Origin of the sequence: Streptomyces sp. NPDC088553, assembly GCF_044752965.1 — a bacterium.
In the GTDB taxonomy this organism is placed as follows: domain Bacteria; phylum Actinomycetota; class Actinomycetes; order Streptomycetales; family Streptomycetaceae; genus Streptomyces.
On the sequence record NZ_JBIVMG010000004.1, the window covers coordinates 539,393 to 557,706 of the forward strand.

Here is an 18,314-nt window from a genome sequence, read left to right on the forward strand (position 1 = left end):
ACAAGTCCCTGGAGGTACGCACACGATGACCGTCACCCTGGCGGACGTGGCCGCTCGCGCACGGGTCTCGCCCGCCACCGTCTCCCGCGTCCTCAACGGCAACTACCCGGTCGCCGAGTCGACCCGCGAGCGGGTCCTGCGGGCCGTGGACGAGCTGGACTACGTCCTCAACGGGCCCGCCAGCTCACTCGCCGCCGCCACCTCCGACCTCGTCGGCGTCCTCGTCCACGACATCGCCGACCCGTTCTTCGGGGTCATGGCGAGCGCGGCGCAGAGCTCCATCGGGGAGGGCGGATCGGGGCGCGGCGGCGGCGAGAAGCTCGCCGTCGTCTGCAACACCGGTGGCTCCCCCGAGCGCGAACTGACCTACCTCACCCTGCTCCAGCGGCAGCGGGCGGCGGCCGTGATCCTCATGGGCGGCTCCCTGGAGGACCCCGAGCACCTGGCGGCGGTGACCGGCAAGCTGGCCAAGCTCGCGGAGGCGGGGACCCGGGTCGTGCTCTGCGGACGGCCGCCGGTCACCGGCGACGCGAACGCGGCCGCGCTCGTCTTCGACAACCGGGGCGGCGCGCGCCGCCTCACCGAGCACCTGCTCGAACTCGGCCACCGGCGCATCGGTTACGCGGCCGGCCCGGCCGACCGGACGACGACCCGGCACCGTCTGGAGGGTCACCGGGCGGCGCTCACGGCGGCCGGGGTCGCGGAGGGGCCGACGGTCCACGGCGCGTACGACCGGCGGGCCGGCTACGAGGCCACGGCCGAACTCCTGGCCCGCGACCCGGAGCTCACGGCGGTCGTCGCCGCCAACGACACGGTCGCCCTCGGCGTCTGCGCGGCCCTGCGGGAACGCGGCCTGTCGATCCCGGGCGACGTGTCCGTGGCGGGCTTCGACGACCTCCCGTTCTCGGTGGACGCGGTCCCCTCCCTGACGACGGTCCATCTGCCGCTGCACGCGGCGGGGGTACGAGCGGGCCGTCTGGCGATGGGCACGGAGGACCCCCCGGCGGGCGGCCTGGCACGCGTCCCGGCGGAGCTGGTGGTACGGGGGTCCACGGGGCGGCCTCGGGGGTAGGCGGCCGCCGGGCGTCGGCGAGGGCCGTCCCCGGCCCACCGGGCACCAGCTACAGGCACAGGCACAGCCACAGCCACAAGCGATGACCATCAGGCCCACCGGACACCGACGAGGGCCGACTCCGGCGTGCGCCGATATCCGCGCACGGAGGGCCGACTCACTCCGGCGCATGCCGCCGCGCCCGGCGCCCGCACGGCACCCACACGCCGGCGCCCGCACCGGCCCCCGCCTTCACCCGGCCGCCCATTGCGCCCCCGCAGTGCATTCACCTCCATTTCATTGCAACGAGCAACGCCCCGAGCGTTGCATTAGCCTCGAAACCGTTGCAACGAAATCCCTCAATTCACCTGCGATGATGCCGATTTCGCGCAACGAACGCGTTGCCATCTCCGTGAACGCAACGTAGCTTTTCCCTCATCGGAAACGACGGGCCGACAAGACGGCCCGCCAGGATGAAGGAGCAGCACCGTGCAGAAGTTCGCCACCACCACCGCCATCACCACCGTCCTCGACATCCCCGCCGGCCGTATCCAGCTCATCGCCGCCGACCGGGACGACGCCACCGTCGACATCCGCCCCGCGAACGCCGCCAAGGGCAACGACGTGAAGGCCGCCGAAGAGGTCACCGTCGAGTTCACCGACGGCGTCCTGCGGATCGCCGCCGCCCCCGCGAAGAACAAGATCCTCGGCGACTCCGGCTCCGTCGAGGTGACCGTCCAGCTCCCGGCCGGCTCCCGTGTCGAGGCGAAGACCGCCGCCGCCGAACTCCGCGGCGTCGGACGGCTCGGCGACGTCACCGTCGAGGGCGCGCAGGGCACGGTCAAGCTCGACGAGACCGCGGGCGCCCGCATCGGCCTGCTCGCCGGCGACATCACGGTCGGCCGCCTCGGCGGCCCCGCCGAGATCAGCACCCAGCAGGGCGACCTCCGCGTCGACGAGGCCACGCGGGGCACGGTCGTGCTCCGCACCGAGTCCGGCGCGATCGCGATCGGCGCCGCCCACGGCGTCTCCGCCACCCTGAACGCCGGCACCGCCTACGGCCGCGTCCACAACGCCCTCACCAACACCGACGGCGCCGCCGCCGGCCTGAACATCCACGCCACCACCTCGTACGGCGACATCACCGCCCGCAGCCTCTGAACCACCCCGGCGGGCGTGACCCCGCCCCCCTCCCCCCAGATCTGCCACGACGAACTCCGAGGACGGACAAGCAGAATGAGCACCACTCAGAACTACCAGGCCGCCGAGCAGCTTCTCCGTCGTCCCGCCCGCCCGGGCGAGCTCGTCGTCGGTGACAAGGTCAGGCCGCAGTGGATCGACGGGGGCGCCCGGTTCTGGTACGCGGTGAGCGACGGGGCCGGCAGGCGGTTCACGCTGGTCGACCCGGCGGCGGGCACGCGTGAGCCGGTCTTCGACCACGCCCGTCTCGCCGCCTCGCTGGCCGCCGCCTCCGGTGAGCGGGTCGATGCCGATGCCCTGCCGTTCGTCGGCATCGAACCGGCCGAGCACGAGGTCAGGTTCGTGGCGTTCGGCGCGTACTGGCGCTGCGACCTGGACAGTTACGTCTGTGAGCCGGCCGAGTTCACCGCCCCGGGCAATCCGCTGGACGTGACGTCGCCCGACGGGAAGACCGCGGTGTCCCAGCGGGGGCACGACCTGTGGGCCCGCTCGCTGTCCGACGGCCGCGAGTGGCCGCTGACCACCGACGGCGCACCCGATCACGCCTACGGTCCGGGTCCCGCCGCGACCGGCAACGCCACCCTGCTCCGTAAGCTCGGCATCCCCTACCTGCCGCCCGCGGTCGCCTGGTCGCCGGACTCGACGAAGGTCCTCGCCCACCGGACCGACGAGCGCCGGGTCCGCAGGACCCACCTCCTGGAGGCGCTGCCCGCCGACGGGGGCGCGCCCCGCCTGCACACCCAGCCGTTCGCGTACGCCGGGGACGAGCACCTGCCGCTGGCCGAGCTGGTCGTCCTCGACGTCGCCGAGGGCACGGTGGTCCGCGCCGAGGCGGATCCGCTGATCATGACCCATGTGTCACCGATCACCGTGAAGTGGGCGTGGTGGGCCGCGGACGGATCCGCCGTCCACTTCCTCGCCCGGCCGCGGGACCAGCACTCCCTCACCCTGAACCGCCTCGACCCGGTCACCGGCGAGGTCACCACCGTGATCCACGAGTCCGGGGAGACCCGGGTGGAGCCCAACCAGTGGATGACCGAGCCGCCGATCGTGCGGGTGCTCGCCGACGAGGTGCTGTGGTTCTCGCAGCGCGACGGCTGGGGCCACCTCTACCGCTACGACCTGCACACCGGCGAGCTGCTCGGCCGGGTCACCTCCGGGCCGTGGCTGGTGCGGCAGATCCTGCGCGTCGACGAGGCCGAGCGCGTCGTGTACTTCACGGCCTCCGGACTCGTCGACGAGGACCCGTACCGGCGCACGGTGTGCCGGGTCGGCCTGGACGGCTCCGGTTTCGCCCGGCTCACCGACGACACGCTCGACCACATCGCCGTCCTGCCGGAAGGCCCTCACGACCAGGAGTACTTCATCGACTCCGCGTCCGCCGTCGACACCGCCCCCGTCACCACGGTCCGCGACTGGAGCGGGCGGGTGCTGGTCGAGCTGGAGCGCGCCGACATCACCAGGCTCGCCGCCACCGGGTGGACCGCGCCGGAGCGCTTCCGCGTCAAGGCGGCCGACGGCGAGACCGACATCTACGGGGTGCTGTACCGGCCGCGGGACTTCGACCCCGCCCGGTCCTACCCGGTGGTGGACAACCTCTACCCCGGCCCGCAGGTCAACCGGGTCGCCCCGTGCTTCGACCCCGGCGGCATGGGCATGGACGCCGAACCCCTGGCGGCGCTCGGCTTCGTGGTCATCGCGCTCGACGGCCGGGGCACCCCGGGCCGGAGCAAGGCCTTCCACGACGCCTCCTTCGGCCGCCTGGCCGACGCCGGCTCGCTGGCCGACCATGTCGCGGCCCTGGGGCAGCTGGCCGAGACCCGGCCGTGGATGGACCTGGAGCGGGTCGGCGTCTTCGGCCACTCCGGCGGCGGGTTCGCCGCGGCCCGCGCGATGCTGGACTTCCCCGGGACGTACAAGGCCGGGGCCGCCCTCTCCGGCTCGCACGACGCCCGCACCTTCAACGCCGGCTTCGTCGAGTCCTACGACGGCGCGGACGCCCCCGAGACCTGGGCCAGGACGTCCAGCCTGGACCTCGCCGACCGGCTGACCGGCAAGCTGCTGCTCGTCCACGGCGACATGGACGACCAGGTCCACCCGCACCAGACCCTGCGGTTCGCCGACCGGCTCCTCGCCGCCGGGAAGGACGTCGAGGTGCACGTCGTGCCCGGCGCCGAGCACACCTTCATCGACTGCCTGGCTCATGTCCGCACCCGCTGCTGGGACTTCCTGGTCCGCGAGCTGATGGGCACGCAGCCGCCCGCCTACCGCCCGGCGCCCATCGTGATCGGCCCCGAGCTGCTGGCCGACATGTTCGCCTGACCGCGACGCCGCGGACGGGGCGACGAGCCCGTCGGATCCCACCCCCGTGGGGATCCGGCGGGCTACTTCGGCGGGGTCGGACCCGTCGCCGCGAGGACCGCGTCCACCGTCTCCGCCACCGTCAGGTCCGCGTTGTCGATCCAGACGCCCTCGCCCGACAGCTCCGCGCGCATCGCCTCGTCCAGGAAGGCCCAGTTGGTCGTCAGGCGCTTGTCGCGGGCGTTGTTGCGTTCCCAGGCCTTGTCGGGGCCGGGGGCCAGGATCACCACCTGGAGCCCGGCGGCCGTCGTGTGGGCGCGGTAGTAGTCCAGGTGGGAGCGGCGTACGACGACGTCGTCGAGGACCGGGAGGAAGCCGGCCGCGGCGAGGCTGCCGGCGAGGAGGCAGGCGTTGCGGGCGCGCAGCAGGATCTGGCGGTCCGCCTCCGGGTCGCCGTCCGGGCTCGGCCAGTGGCCGCCGCTCACGATGAGGGACTGGAGGGCGTCGACCTCGATGTGCGCCGCCCGGGCGAAGCGGGCCGCGAGGGCGGCCGCGACGGTGGACTTCCCGCTGCCGGGGATGCCGGCGAGCAGCACGGCCCCGGGGACGGGTCCTGGGGCGTCCACGGTGATGTTCTCGAAGGTCATGCGGGCCTTTCCTCGCGGGTCGTACGCCGTTCCTCGCCGAGCGGGCGGCCGGTCGACGATACGGCCACGGGCTCCGGAGCCGCCACGGAATTCCGGTCCCCGGCGGCCCGCCGACCCGGGGCGAACGACGTCAGGGCCACTCCCCCGACGAGCAGCGCGGCCGCGCACCAGCGGGCCGGGCTCACCCCCTCGCCCAGGACGAGCGCCGCGGAGGACATCCCGAAGACGGGCACGAGGAGGGAGAAGGGGGCGACGGAGGAGGCCGGGTAGCGGCGGAGCAGCCACCCCCAGGCGCCGAAGCCGAAGACGGTCGTGATCCAGGCGACGTAGACGATGACGCCGACGCCGGTCCAGTCGAGTCCGCGCAGGGCGGCGAGGTCGCGGTCCGGGCCCTCCAGGAGGAGGGAGAGGCCGAGCAGTGGCAGGACGGGCACGACGCTGACCCAGACCATGAAGTTGAGCGCGTCGGGCGGGGAGGCCTTTCGGGTCAGGACGTTGGAGACGCCCCAGCAGGCCGCCGCGGCGATCACCAGGGCGAAGCCGGCGAGGGACCCGGCCCCGCCCTCGTCGGCCGCCGCCACGCCGATGCCCACCAGGGCGACCCCCATGCCCGCGAGCTTGACCCGGCCGGGGCGTTCGCCGAGGGCGGCGAAGGCGAAGAGGGCGGTGAAGACGGCCTGGACCTGGAGGACGAGGGAGGAGAGCCCGGCGGGGGCGCCGAGGTCCATGCCGGTGAAGAGGAGCCCGAACTTGGCGACGCCGAGGACGAGTCCCACGGCCAGGATCCACTTCCAGGCCACGGTGGGCCGGCCCACCAGGAAGACGGCGGGCAGGGCGGCGGCGAGGAAGCGGAGGGCGGAGAAGAGCAGCGGCGGGAAGTGGTCGAGGCCGATCTCGATGACGACGAAGTTGACTCCCCAGACGGCGGCGACCAGGGCGGCGAGGGCGAGGTGGGCGGGGCGCATGCTGTCGAGCATGGCCGCGCCGACCGTGTAGCACCAGCACGGAGTTCTTCATGGTGAGATGTAGCAACACTTCATCCATGGCGTACGACGGGGATGCGGCGACGCTTCGTCCGTCCGTCCGCGCAGCGAAGAGGAGGAGCGCCCGTGCTGGATCTCGGCCGTCTGCGCGCCCTGCACGCCGTCGCCGTCCACGGCAGTGTCGGCGCCGCCGCCACCGCCCTCGGCTACACGCCGTCAGCGGTCTCCCAGCAGATCGCGAAGCTGGAGCGGGAGACCCGTACGACCCTGCTCGAACGCAGCGGCCGCGGCATCCGCCTCACCGACGACGCCCAGCACCTCGCCGCCACCGCCCGGCAGCTGCTCGCCCTCGTGGAGGAGGCGGAGGTGCGGATGGAGGAGCGGCGCGGCCGGCCCGCCGGGCGGCTCGACATCGGCTGCTTCGCGAGCGCGGCGCGCGGGCTGATGCCCCGGGTGCTCGCGGAGCTGGGCCGGGCCCATCCCGATGTCGACGCCCGGCTCTCGGAGGTGGACCCGCACGTGTCGATCGACCTGGTGGCGCGCGGGGTCATCGACCTGGCGGTGGCGCACGACTGGGACATCGCCCCGCTTCCCGTACCGCCGGGGGTCGAGCAGGCGGTGATCGGCGACGACCTGTGCGACATCCTCGTCCACCGGGACCATCCGCTGGCCGCGCGGGAGTCGGTGCGCCGGGAGGAGCTGGCGGCGGAGCGGTGGATCTCGCAGCCGCCGGGGACGGTCTGCCACGACTGGCTGACGCGGACGCTGCGGGAGACGGGTTTCGAGCCGCTGATCGTCCATCAGGCGGAGGAGAACCACACGCAGGTCGCCCTGGTCGCGGCCGGTCTGGGCATCGCCCTGGTGCCGCGCCTGGGGCGCGGGACCCTGCCGCCGGAGGTGGCGCCGGTGCGGCTGGACCCGATGCCGACGCGTCGCCTGCACGCCATGTGGCGGACCGGGGCGGCGCGGCGCCCGGCGATCCGGGAGACGGTCCGTACGCTCCAGGAGCTCTGGCCCGGGATCGCCGCCGTGGGTGATTCGTGCGCGGGTCCTTGACCTGGCAGTTACTTTCGGGCTATCCGTGACTCCTTGGAAGTTTCCTTCAGAGGTGGCTTCCGAGGATTTCGCGCATGGATCCCTTCAACCTCGCACGGCCGGAAGGAGCATCAGTGCACCACCGCGCCCCCGCCCCCTCCCGACGCACCCTCCTCACGGTGACCGCCGCCGCGGCAGCGGCCGCCGTCACCGGGGTGAGCACCCCCGCCCTCGCCGGGCAGGACCGGCACGACGACCGGAAGCTCCGGCGGATCATCGACCGCATGTCCCTGGAGGAGAAGGTCGGCCAGCTCTTCGTGATGCGGGTGTACGGCCACTCCGCCACCGCACCCGACCAGGCCGACGTCGACGCCAACCTCGCGGAGATCGGCGTCCGTACGGCCGCCGAACTGGTCGAGCGCTACCACGTGGGCGGCGTCATCTACTTCTCCTGGGCCCACAACACCCGCGACCCGCAGCAGATCGCCGCGCTCTCCAACGGCATCCAGCAGGCGGCGCTCGCACAGCCCACGCCGGTCCCCGCGCTCATCTCCACCGACCAGGAGCACGGCATCGTCTGCCGGGTGGGCGAGCCCGCCACCCTGGTGCCCGGCGCGATGGCCCTCGGCGCCGGCGGTTCGCACGCGGACGCCCGCAGGGCGGCGCAGATCGCGGGCACGGAGCTCGCGGCCGTCGGCATCCGGCAGAACTACGCCCCGGTCGCGGACGTCAACGTCAACCCGGCCAACCCGGTCATCGGCGTCCGCTCCTTCGGCTCCGACCCGGCGGCGGTCGCCGGCCTGGTCGCCGCGCAGGTCAAGGGCTACCAGCGGGCCGGGGTCGCGGCCACCTCCAAGCACTTCCCCGGGCACGGCGACACCGCCGTCGACAGCCACTACGGCCTGCCGACGATCACCCACACGCGGGCGCAGTGGAGCACGCTCGACGCCCCGCCGTTCCGGTCCGCGATCGCCGCCGGGATCGACTCGATCATGACCGCGCACATCGTGGTCCCGGCGCTCGACCCGAGCGAGGACCCGGCGACGCTGTCCCGGCCGATCCTCACCGGCATCCTCCGCGAGGAGCTCGGCTACGACGGTGTGGTGGTCACCGACTCGCTCGGCATGGAGGGGGTGCGCACCAAGTACGGCGACGAGCGCGTCCCGGTCCTCGCCCTGAAGGCGGGTGTGGACCAGCTGCTCAACCCGCCGAAGCTGGACGTGGCCTGGAACGCGGTCCTGAAGGCCGTCAGGGACGGCGAACTGACGGAGGCCAGGCTCGACGAATCGATCCTGCGGATCCTGCGCCTCAAGGCGAAGCTCGGGCTGTTCCGGAACGCGTACGTCACCCGGGCCGGCGTCGAGCGGGTGGTCGGCACCGCCGCCCATCTCGCCCAGGCCGACCGGATCGCCGAGGCCGGCACGACCCTGCTCACCAACGAGGGCGGGTTCCTGCCGCTGAGCCCGGCCCGCCACGGCTCGGTCCTCGTCGTCGGCGCCGACCCGGCTTCCCCGTCCGGTACGACGGGCCCGCCGACGACGACGCTCGCGACCGCGCTGACGGAGCTGGGGTTCACCGCGACCGCGCTCTCCACCGGGATCACCCCGACGGCCGCGAAGATCGAGGAGGCGGTGGCGGCGGCCGTGGGCAAGGACGTCGTCGTGGTGGGCACGTACAACGTCACCGCGACCAGCCCGCAGCGCACGCTCGTGGCGCGGCTCGTCGCGACCGGGGTGCCCGTCGTGACGATCGCGATCCGCAACCCGTACGACATCGCCCGGATCGAGGGTCAGCGGGCGACGCTCGCCGCCTACTCCTGGACCGACGTCGAACTCCGGGCCGCCGCACGGGTCCTGGCGGGCAGGGCCAGGCCCAGGGGCCGCCTGCCGGTGCCGGTGCAGAGCGCCGACGACCCGGCGAAGGTGCTCTACCCGGTCGGACACGGCCTGTCGTACCGCTGACACGACCGACACGACCGACACGGCCGGTACGACCGACACCGCCCGCTGGTACGGCCGCTACGGCTGACGACGAAGGGGGGGGTGGGGTGCGCCGCCGGACGCGCCCCACCCCCCTCGAAGGGGTTACGGCCGCAGGCCGTGCTCCTTCGTCGCGTCCTCGTCGACCTTCCGGTCGAGGCGCGCGTCGAAGCGGGCCAGCGGCTGCGCCGCCTGCACGGCCGGGGCGGGGACGCCGGCCCAGGCGAGGATGCGGGCGGTGGCGTTGTTCCGCTCGGCCTCGACGAGCCCGGCGACGTTCGCACCGTGGTTGGCGCCCGGCGCCACGTACACGTAGCTGTCGCGCGCGCCCTTGCCCAGGTGGAACTTCTCGGAGCCCCACGGGTCGTTGCCGCCGTACACGAACAGCATCTTGTTCGCGTTCTTGCGGACCCAGTCGTCCACGTCACGCATGGCGTGCTGCTTGAACTTCATGGGGATCTCGCGCGGCACGAAGTTGCTCGCGGGCTGGTAGCCGTAGCGGCTCAGGCCCTTGAGGTGCGGCTGCTTGATCGTGGGCGAGCCGAGCTCGGTCGCCGCCTGGTAGTAGTACGGCGTGTACGGCTCCAGGCCCTGGTCGGTGTAGGCGGCCCAGCCGGAGTAGGCGTCGATCGTGTCGTACACCTCGTCGTCGGTGGCGGTCTTCGCGACCGGGATCTGGTCGCAGACGTCCTCGCCGTAGTACTGCCAGAAGCCCCACACGAAGTCGAGGACGACGGCCTCGAAGGCCTTGTCGAGGGTGCCGACCGTGTTGAAGGTGGCGCCCTCCGACTCGGCCCACGCCTTGTACTTGGCCTCCAGGGGCGCGCGGCGGACGAGGGCCTCGCGCTGCAGGTTGTTCAGGCGGTCGCGGCACTCCTTGGTGCCGACGGTCTCGAAGAACCGGTCGTAGGCCGAGTCCTCCTTGTTGACCACGTCGTTCGGGGCGACGTAGGCGACGACACCGTCCATGTCACGCGGGTAGAAGCGCTCGAAGTAGGTGGCGGTCATGCCTCCCTTGGAGGCGCCGGTGGAGAGCCACTTCTCGCCGTAGATCTTCTTCAGCGCGGTGAAGATCCGGTGCTGGTCGCTGGCCGCCTGCCAGATGTCGAGCTTCGACCAGTCGGCGGGCTGCGGGCGGGACGGCGTGAAGAAGCGGTACTCCATGGAGACCTGGTTGCCGTCGATGATCCGCGTCGGCTCCGCGCGACTGGGGGTCGTGCTCAGCGAGTAGCCGCTGGTGCGGAAGACGGTCGGGCGGCTCGTGTCCTTGTGGAGGACGGAGATCCGCTGGTCGAACGTGCCGGCCCACGGGCGCCGGTGGTCGATCGGCTGCTTGTAGTTCAGGACGAAGAAGCGGTAGCCCGCGTACGGCTTCTCCTCGATCAGGCTCATCCCGGGGATCGCCAGGATGCGGTCCTTGATGTCCGTGCTCTGCGAGTCGACGACGGCCGTGCTGCCCGTGTCCGTGTCCGCGGCGGTAGCCACGCCGGTCGGTGCCACGGTGCCTATGAGCACCGAAAGCGACAGCGCCCATCTCAGCGACTTGCGCATTCACCCTCCCCTTGGTTCACAACGGTGTCGCGAACCTAGCGGGGGCAACGTGTGGACCGCCAGACCCAGTTGATCCTTACCCTTGGACTTTCCTGTACATCAGCACAGGATCCAGCCGGTGGAGGTGCCCCGCCCGGCCACCGAACCGCTCGCCCGGACGCAGCGGTTGAGCGCGTGGACGGTGACGGGACCGGCCTGCCGGTCGAACCGGCCGGCCCGGACGGCAGGCCGGGCGCCGCGCGGCTGGAGGGAGACGGCCATCGGCCGGCGGGCGCCGGGGCCCTTGGCGACGGTGACGGCGCAGGCGTAGTGGCGGGTCCGGTAGAGGCGGAGCTCGCCGGTGGCGAAGGTGATGGTCCTGGTGGGCCGGCCCTGGCAGACGGAGACGGCCTCGGCGGTGCCGGCGGCGGCGCCGGGGGCGAGGGTGGCCGGGGTCAGGACGAGGGCGAGGGCGGCGAGGAGCGGCGCGAGAACGCGGGCGAGCAGCCGTGGGCCACGTCGTGCGTACTGCGGGTCCGTGGACATGCGTTCCCCTCCCGAGTGAATCGACGTACGGGCGTACGACGCGCCCCGCCCCGGAATGGTTGCCTCCGCTCCGGGCGCCCGCTACGCGTACGTGGTGAGGAGGAAGACCAGGAAGATGCCCTCGGCGCCGAGCTGGGTCCAGAACGCCGCCCGGCGGACCTCGGGGCGGGAGGTGCTCTGCACGGTCACCAGCGCCGCGAAGGCGATCGCCAGGGCGGCGACGTAGAAGGAACCGGGGGTGCCGGCGCAGGCCTCCCCGTAGGTGAGGCAGCGGGCGGTGTTCTCGCGGGTGAGCACGAGGATGCCGACGAGCAGGCTCGCGGGCACGAAGAGCCCCGCCCAGACCATCGACCGCTTCCGCAGGCGCGCGCCCTCGACGTGCGGCGGGGTGACCGGGACGGGCGAGGCGGCGCGGGGGTGGGACTCGTGGCTCATGCCCCCATCCCACCCCGCCCGACCGTGCTCCCGCATCCGCCCGGGTACTCACCTGCCGGACGGGCGGGTACTCACACCCGCTCCGGCTCCTCCTCGTCGACCTCGTCGACGGGTTCGCCGATGAACGTCCGCCACAGCGTCGCGTACCGGCCGTCCAGGGCGAGCAGCTCCTCGTGGGTGCCGTCCTCCGCGACCCGGCCGTGGTCCATGACGACCACCCGGTCGGCACGGGCGGCGGTGGTCAGCCGGTGGGCGACGACGAGCGTCGTCCGGCGGCCGGCGAGACGGTCGGTGGCCTGGTTGACCTGGGCCTCGGTGGCCAGGTCCAGGGCCGCCGTGGCCTCGTCGAGGAGCAGGATGTCCGGGTCGACGAGCTCGGCGCGGGCGAGGGCGATGAGCTGGCGCTGACCGGCCGAGAGGTTACGGCCCCGCTCGGCGACCTCGTGGAGGTAGCCGCCGTCGAGGGTCGCGATCATGTCGTGGGCGCCGACCGCGCGGGCCGCCGCCTCCACCTCGGCGTCGGTCGCCTCGGGGCGGCCGTACGCGATGGCGTCGCGGACCGTCCCGGCGAAGAGGTACGCCTCCTGCGGGACGACACCGAGCCGGTGCCGGTACGCGGTGAGGTCGAGGTCGCGCAGGTCGGTGCCGTCGGCGGTGACCCGGCCGCCCGTCGGGTCGTAGAACCGGGCGACCAGCTTGACCAGGGTGGACTTGCCCGCGCCGGTCTCGCCGACGAACGCGACGGTCTGACCGGCCGGGATGCGCAGGTCGATGCCGGTGAGGGCGGTCTCGTCCTTCGGGGCGCCGTCCTCGCCGCCGTACGCGAAGGAGACGTCCTCGAAGGCGATCTCGCCACGCAGCGACAGCACGTCCAGGGGTGCGGGCGCGGCGGCCGTCGACGTCGGCTCCTGGAGGAGTTCCTGCATCCGCTTCAGCGAGACGGCGGCCTGCTGGTAGCCGTCGAAGACCTGCGAGAGCTGCTGCACGGGGGCGAAGAACAGGTCGATGTAGAGGAGGTAGGCGACGAGCGCGCCGGTGGTGAGCGTGCCGCCGTCGATGCGGTTGGCGCCGACGATCATGACGGCCGCGGCGGCCACCGAGGACAGCAGGGTGACGAACGGGAAGTAGACGGAGATCAGCCACTGGCCGCGGACGCGGGCCTCGCGGTAGTGGTCGCTGCGCTCGGCGAACCGGGCCGCGCCGGACCGCTCGCGGCGGAAGGCCTGCACGATCCGGAGGCCGGAGACGGACTCCTGGAGGTCGGCGTTGACGACGCTGATCCGCTCGCGCGCCAGCTCGTACGCCTTCACGCTGGAGCGGCGGAAGTAGTACGTGGCGACCGCGAGGACCGGCAGGGTCGCGAAGACCACCAGGGCGAGCTGGAGGTCGAGCACGAGCAGCGCGACCATGATCCCGAAGAAGGTCACCACGGAGACGAAGGCGGTGACCAGGCCCGTCTGCAGGAACGTCGACAGGGCGTCCACGTCCGTGGTCATCCGGGTCATGATCCGGCCGGTGAGCTCGCGCTCGTAGTAGTCGAGACCGAGCCGCTGGAGCTGGGCGAAGATCTTCAGGCGCAGCGCGTAGAGGACCCGCTCACCGGTACGGCCGGTCATCCGGGTCTCCGCGGTCTGCGCGACCCACTGCACGAGCACGGTGACCAGGGCGAACGCGGAGGCCGCCCAGACGGCGCCGATCGCGAGCCGGTTCACGCCCTCGTCGATGCCGTGCCGGATCAGGACCGGGAGCAGCAGGCCGGCGCCCGCGTCGAGGGCGACCAGGCCGAGGCTGATGAGCAGCGGGACGCCGAAGCCGCGGAGCAGCCGGCGCAGACCGTAGCTGTCCTCGGGCGAGACGGCGCGGCCCTCGTCGATGCCGGGGGTGTCGGTGGCGGGCGGCAGGGCCTCGACGGCGGCGAGCAGCTCGGGGGTGGCCCCGGGCGCGTCGCTCTCCCGGTCGGTGGTCTCGTCCCGTACCCACAGGGTGGGGGTGATGCCGCGCTCGGCGTCGAACTCGGCGTCCAGTTCGGCCCGCAGCGTGCGGTCCTCGGGGAGCTCGGCCGGGGTGAGGTGGCCGGGCGAGACGGCACCCAGCTCGTCGGGGTCGGTGAGCAGGCGGCGGAAGAGCGGGGAGCGCTCCTCCAGCTCGGCGTGGGTGCCGATGTCGGCGAGCCGGCCGTCCTCCAGGACGGCGATGCGGTCGGCGAGGCCGAGGGTGGAGCGGCGGTGCGCGATGAGCAGGGTCGTACGGCCCGCCATCACCGTCTTCAGGGCCTCGTGGATCTCGTGCTCGACCTTGGCGTCGACGGCGGAGGTGGCGTCGTCGAGGAGGAGCAGCCGGGGGTCGGTGAGGATCGCGCGGGCGAGGGCGACGCGCTGGCGCTGGCCGCCGGAGAGGGTGAGGCCGTGCTCGCCGACCTTGGTGTCGTATCCCGCGGGCAGCTCGGCGATGAAACGGTCCGCCTGGGCGGCGCGGGCGGCCGCCTCGATCTGCTCCTGGGTGGCCTCCGGGAGGCCGTACGCGATGTTGGCGCGGACGGTGTCGGAGAAGAGGAAGGAGTCCTCGGGGACCAGGCCGATCGCGGCGCGCAGCGAGTCGAGGGTGAGCTCGCGGACGTCGTGGCCGCCGACGAGGACGGCGCCGTGGGTGACGTCGTAGAAGCGCGGGAGGAGCAGGGAGACGGTGGACTTGCCGGAACCGGAGGCGCCGACGACGGCGACGGTCTCGCCGGCGCGGATCTCCAGCGAGAACCCGTCGAGGACGGGGCGCCCGTCCTCGTACGCGAACGACACGTCGTCGAACTCGACCGTGGCGGGCGCGTCGGCCGGCAGCTCCTTGGTGCCGTCCTTGATGACCGGCTCGGTGTCGACGAGGTCGAGGACCCGCTCGACGCCGGCGCGGGCCTGCTGGCCGACGGTGAGGACCATGGCGAGCATGCGGACCGGGCCGACGAGGGAGGCCAGGTAGGCGGAGAAGGCGACGAAGGTGCCCAGGGTGATCTGGCCGCGGTAGGCGAGCCAGCCGCCGAGGGCGAGGACGGCGACCTGGCCGAGGGCGGGGACGGCCTGGAGGGCCGGGGTGTACCGCGAGTTCAGCCGGATCGTCCGCAGCCGGCCGGCGAACAGCTTCCGCCCGGCCTCGCGGATCTTGCCGGTCTCCTGGTCCTCCTGGCCGAAGCCCTTCACGACCCGGACGCCGGTCACGGCCCCGTCGACGACCCCGGCGACGACCGCGGCCTGCTGCTGCGCGTGCCAGGTGGCGGGGTGGAGCCGGGTACGGCTGCGCTTGGCGATGAACCAGAGGGCGGGGGCGACGGCGAGGGCGACGAGGGTGAGCGGAAGGGACAGCCAGGCCATGACGCCCAGCGAGATGAGGAAGAGGAGGACGTTCCCGACCGTCATCGGGAGCATGAACAGCAGACCCTGGATCAGCTGCAGGTCGCTGGTGGCCCGCCCGATGACCTGCCCGGTCGACAGCTCGTCCTGCCGCCGCCCGTCGAGCCGGGTGATGGTGGCGTACATGTCGGTCCGCAGGTCGTGCTGGACGTCGAGCGCGAGGCGGCCGCCGTAGTAGCGGCGGACGTAGGTGAGGGCGTAGACGAGGACGGCGGCGCCGATGAGGAGGCCGGTCCAGACGGAGAGGTCGCGGGTCTTCGTCCCGATGACGTCGTCGATGATCACCTTGGTGACCAGCGGCACGAGAGCGAGCACGGCCATGCCGGCCAGCGAGGACCCGAGCGCGAGCAAGGTGTTCGCCTTGTACCGCCACGCGTACCCGGCGAGCCTGCGCGCCCAGCCCTGCTGTTGTTCCCCGACCGCCGCCACGAGTGGCCTCCCGTTCGTCCTGCTCTACCGGAAGCCCCAACACGGGTGGGCTGCGATTTCATCCCGCCGCAACAAACCGGGGCCGAGGTCCGGTCTCTGGTCCTAGGACCACACGGATCGGCTCGGCCGGTGCCCGCGCGGATCGCCTCAGCCTGTGCCGTAGAACAGGAGGAACACGGCCGTCACGGCCGTACCGCTGAAGACGGCGCTCGTCACGGCGGCGAGCCGCCGCCCGCGCCCGGCCCGCGCCGGGTCACGGAACCTCGCCCACGCCCCGTGGGCGAGGAACAGGCTCAGCAGTCCGGTACCGGCGAGGGTCGGACGGGGACTGAAGGACCAGCTCAGATACGCGACGAACGCGAGGCCTCCGAGCAGCGCGCAGGCGAGCAGGGTGAGGATCATCTCGGCGACGGCCTCCCCCACCAGCTCGGCCAGGAGTTCCCCGGCCTTCTTCAACGCCCGGCGCATCACGTCCCACGGCACCCGCTCCTCCCCCAGGACACGGCCCACGAGGTCGCAAGGACCTCGGGCCTCCGCGGAGGAGGACCCGCGCGGGGCGGGAAGGGTTGTGCCCTTGGGTAGGGATCCAGGGGCCGTCGTCGGGCGGGCCCGTGGACACCGAGGGGAAGGGGAGGCGTACGTGACGCTGATCGAGAGTGCGACGCCGTACGGGTGGGGGCGGCTGCACGCGGCGTTCCAGGTCCTGGAGGTGCTGGCCGTCGGACGGACGGAGCTGGGGACCCCGGCCGGGCTGCGGCGGACGACGAACACTCCGCGCAACCACTTCGTGAGGCTGCTGCGGGAGGCCGGGCCGCAGCTGCTCACCGCCCGGGAGAAGGGCGGTGACCACGCCAGGGCGGTCGAGGAGGTCTTCGGGGACATCGTCCGGCTGACAGGGCCGCAGCGGATGTACGACAAGAGCCTGGACGAGCGGCAGATCGCCGAGTTCCGGCGGGGGTACGCGGATCAGATCGCCGGGTACCGGAAGGCGTGGGAGGCCTTCGTGGTCTGACACGAGCCCGTGCCCCTTCCCGGAGAAGGAGGGGCACGGGCTCCACACCGTCAGAGGTGCGTCGGTTCGAACATCCTCAGGAGGGCCGGGAGGACGACGACCGACGGGCCCGGCGTCGCGAGGGACTTCGCGAGGTCCGCCGTCAGGGACTCCGGGGTCGTCAGGGTCGCCGGGACGCCGAAGGACTCCGACAGGGCCACGAAGTCCGGGCGGGACAGCTCCGTGCCCGTGGCCTCGCCGAACGCGCCCGTCATGTACTCGCGCAGGATGCCGTAGCCGCCGTCGTCCACGATCAGCCACGTCACGTCCAGGCCGTACTGCTTCGCCGTCGCCAGCTCCGCGATCGAGTACATCGCGCCGCCGTCGCCGGACACCGCGAGCACCGGCCGGCTCGGGTCCGCCGCCGCCGCGCCGAGCGCCGCCGGGAAGCCGTAGCCGAGGCCGCCCGCGCCCTGCGCGGAGTGCATCGTGTTCGGGTGCTTCGCGTCGAAGGCCGACCACGCCCAGTACGCCAGGATCGTCATGTCCCAGAAGCTCGGGGACCGCTCCGGGAGCGCCTCCCGTACCGCCGCGACGATCTGCTGCTCCAGGCCCAGGTCCTGCGCCGCGATCCGGTCCCGGACCTTCGTCAGGACGGCCGCGACCCGCTCGGCGGCGGTGGCGTCCCGGCGCTCCGGCACCGTCTCCAGGAGTGCCTGGAGCGCGAGCCGGGCGTCCGCGTGGATGCCGAGCGCCGGGTGGTTGGACTCCAGCTTCCCGGCGTCCGCCTCGATCTGGATCACCCGGCCGCGGGGCGCGAACGTGTGGTAGTTCGACGACAGCTCCCCGAGCCCCGAGCCGACGACGAGCAGGACGTCCGCGTCCTCCAGGAAGTCGGTGGTGTGCCGGTCCTCCAGCCAGGACTGCAGCGACAGCGGGTGCTCCCAGGGGAACGCGCCCTTGCCGCCGAAGGTGGTCACCACGGGGATGTCGAGCCGCTCCGCGAGCGCGAGCAGCTTGCCCGAGGCGTCGGAGCGGACGACCCCGCCGCCCGCGATGACCGCCGGGCGTTCGGCGTTCGCCAGGAGGTGCGCGGCGACCGCCGTCAGCTCGGGGCGCGGGGCGATGTCCTCGGGCGTCGCGTCCATCGCCGTCACGACCGGCAGGGTGGTCTCCGCGAGGAGGACGTCCTGCGGGATCTCCACCCAGACCGGCCCGTGCGGGGCGGTGAGCGCCGACTCCCAGGCCGCGGCGATGGCCGACGGGATCTGGGACTGGGTACGGACCGTGTGGACCGACTTCACGATGTCCCGGAAGGACGCCTGCTGGTCGCGCAGCTCGTGCAGATAGCCGTGCCGGCCGCCGCCGAGGCCGGCCACCGGGATCTGGCTGCCGATCGCGAGGACGGGCGCGGAGGCGGCGGCCGCCTCCTGGAGCGCGGCGAGCGACATGAGCGCGCCCGGGCCGGTGGAGAGCAGCAGCGGGGCGGCCTCGCCGGTGATCCGGCCGTACGCGTCGGCGGCGAAGCCCGCGTTGTTCTCGACGCGGAGGCCGACGTACCGGAGGGAGGAGCGGCGCAGGGCGTCGAACATGCCCAGGGCGTGCTGGCCGGGGAGGCCGAAGACGGTGGTGGCGCCGAGGCCGGTGAGGGTCTCGACGACGAGGTCACCGCCGTTCCGCCCTGCGGGCGGGTTGAGCGCGGCGGTCGTCTGCGCGGCGGTGGGCCGGAGTACCAGGTCGTGGTCGTGGGTCATCGGGTCCCTCTGGGCGTGGCTCGGTCAGTCGGGTGCGG

The 18,314-nt window shown here is 73.1% G+C and carries 14 protein-coding genes; 6 read left to right on the forward strand and 8 right to left on the reverse strand.

From position 1 onward, the window contains the following. The first annotated feature begins 25 nt into the window (after window positions 1-25). The 3 genes from ACIP8Z_RS15495 (at window position 26) to ACIP8Z_RS15505 (ending at window position 4,573) form a co-directional block, all read left to right on the forward strand. On the forward strand, window positions 26-1,072 hold the full coding sequence (locus ACIP8Z_RS15495) for a LacI family DNA-binding transcriptional regulator (protein ID WP_319309479.1): 1,047 nt from the start codon (window positions 26-28) through the stop codon (window positions 1,070-1,072). Between the two features lie 468 nt (window positions 1,073-1,540). Next, window positions 1,541-2,212, forward strand: coding sequence for a DUF4097 family beta strand repeat-containing protein (locus ACIP8Z_RS15500; protein WP_402083383.1), 672 nt, complete (start codon window positions 1,541-1,543; stop codon window positions 2,210-2,212). Between the two features lie 75 nt (window positions 2,213-2,287). Then, on the forward strand, window positions 2,288-4,573 hold the full coding sequence (locus ACIP8Z_RS15505; RefSeq protein ID WP_402083386.1) for a DPP IV N-terminal domain-containing protein: 2,286 nt from the start codon (window positions 2,288-2,290) through the stop codon (window positions 4,571-4,573). A gap of 62 nt (window positions 4,574-4,635) precedes the next feature. On the opposite strand, the gene ACIP8Z_RS15510 is transcribed toward ACIP8Z_RS15505, so the two are convergent. Beyond that, window positions 4,636-5,199 carry an AAA family ATPase gene (locus ACIP8Z_RS15510; protein ID WP_402083389.1) on the reverse strand — a complete coding sequence of 188 codons (564 nt, stop codon included), beginning with the start codon at window positions 5,197-5,199 and terminating at the stop codon, window positions 4,636-4,638. Beyond that, complete coding sequence (locus tag ACIP8Z_RS15515; RefSeq protein ID WP_402083858.1) at window positions 5,196-6,164, reverse strand: EamA family transporter; 969 nt, start codon at window positions 6,162-6,164, stop codon at window positions 5,196-5,198. The genes ACIP8Z_RS15510 and ACIP8Z_RS15515 overlap by 4 nt, the downstream gene beginning before the upstream one ends. Window positions 6,165-6,308: 144 nt before the next feature. Here ACIP8Z_RS15515 and ACIP8Z_RS15520 point away from each other — a divergent pair, with 144 nt between their 5' ends. After that, complete coding sequence (locus ACIP8Z_RS15520; RefSeq protein ID WP_402083391.1) at window positions 6,309-7,238, forward strand: LysR family transcriptional regulator; 930 nt, start codon at window positions 6,309-6,311, stop codon at window positions 7,236-7,238. A gap of 113 nt (window positions 7,239-7,351) precedes the next feature. Then, entirely contained in the window at window positions 7,352-9,178 is a 1,827-nt protein-coding gene (locus tag ACIP8Z_RS15525; protein WP_402083860.1) for a glycoside hydrolase family 3 protein, read from the forward strand. Between the two features lie 123 nt (window positions 9,179-9,301). Here ACIP8Z_RS15525 and ACIP8Z_RS15530 read toward each other — a convergent pair whose 3' ends face one another. From ACIP8Z_RS15530 to ACIP8Z_RS15550, 5 genes are all read right to left on the reverse strand, one after another. Further along, the gene (locus ACIP8Z_RS15530; RefSeq protein WP_402083394.1) at window positions 9,302-10,747 is read right to left on the reverse strand and encodes an aminopeptidase; all 1,446 of its coding nucleotides are present in this window, start codon (window positions 10,745-10,747) and stop codon (window positions 9,302-9,304) included. 99 nt (window positions 10,748-10,846) lie between these two features. Beyond that, a complete protein-coding gene (locus ACIP8Z_RS15535) occupies window positions 10,847-11,272 on the reverse strand; it encodes a hypothetical protein (RefSeq protein ID WP_402083397.1) in 426 nt (141 codons plus the stop codon). Between the two features lie 81 nt (window positions 11,273-11,353). Further along, window positions 11,354-11,707, reverse strand: a complete 354-nt coding sequence (locus ACIP8Z_RS15540; protein ID WP_402083399.1) for a hypothetical protein — start codon at window positions 11,705-11,707, stop codon at window positions 11,354-11,356. 71 nt (window positions 11,708-11,778) lie between these two features. After that, window positions 11,779-15,531, reverse strand: coding sequence for an ABC transporter ATP-binding protein (locus ACIP8Z_RS15545; protein WP_402083402.1), 3,753 nt, complete (start codon window positions 15,529-15,531; stop codon window positions 11,779-11,781). 147 nt (window positions 15,532-15,678) lie between these two features. Further along, entirely contained in the window at window positions 15,679-16,041 is a 363-nt protein-coding gene (locus tag ACIP8Z_RS15550) for a lysine transporter LysE (protein WP_402083405.1), read from the reverse strand. Window positions 16,042-16,171: 130 nt separating this feature from the next. On the opposite strand from ACIP8Z_RS15550, the gene ACIP8Z_RS15555 reads away from it, so the two are divergent. Next, entirely contained in the window at window positions 16,172-16,543 is a 372-nt protein-coding gene (locus ACIP8Z_RS15555) for a hypothetical protein (RefSeq protein WP_402083407.1), read from the forward strand. A gap of 50 nt (window positions 16,544-16,593) precedes the next feature. On the opposite strand, the gene ACIP8Z_RS15560 is transcribed toward ACIP8Z_RS15555, so the two are convergent. Continuing rightward, entirely contained in the window at window positions 16,594-18,276 is a 1,683-nt protein-coding gene (locus ACIP8Z_RS15560) for a thiamine pyrophosphate-binding protein (RefSeq protein ID WP_402083410.1), read from the reverse strand. Window positions 18,277-18,314: the final 38 nt, after the last annotated feature.

Excerpts from the sequence above, each read along its gene's own strand:
- ACIP8Z_RS15540 (WP_402083399.1), bottom strand. The coding sequence starts at position 11,707 with ATGAGCCACGAGTCCCACCCCCGCGCCGCCTCGCCCGTCCCGGTCACC.
- ACIP8Z_RS15530 (WP_402083394.1), bottom strand. The coding sequence starts at position 10,747 with ATGCGCAAGTCGCTGAGATGGGCGCTGTCGCTTTCGGTGCTCATAGGC.
- ACIP8Z_RS15560 (WP_402083410.1), bottom strand. The coding sequence starts at position 18,276 with ATGACCCACGACCACGACCTGGTACTCCGGCCCACCGCCGCGCAGACG.
- ACIP8Z_RS15505 (WP_402083386.1), top strand. The coding sequence starts at position 2,288 with ATGAGCACCACTCAGAACTACCAGGCCGCCGAGCAGCTTCTCCGTCGT.
- ACIP8Z_RS15535 (WP_402083397.1), bottom strand. The coding sequence starts at position 11,272 with ATGTCCACGGACCCGCAGTACGCACGACGTGGCCCACGGCTGCTCGCC.
- ACIP8Z_RS15495 (WP_319309479.1), top strand. The coding sequence starts at position 26 with ATGACCGTCACCCTGGCGGACGTGGCCGCTCGCGCACGGGTCTCGCCC.
- ACIP8Z_RS15515 (WP_402083858.1), bottom strand. The coding sequence starts at position 6,164 with ATGCGCCCCGCCCACCTCGCCCTCGCCGCCCTGGTCGCCGCCGTCTGG.
- ACIP8Z_RS15510 (WP_402083389.1), bottom strand. The coding sequence starts at position 5,199 with ATGACCTTCGAGAACATCACCGTGGACGCCCCAGGACCCGTCCCCGGG.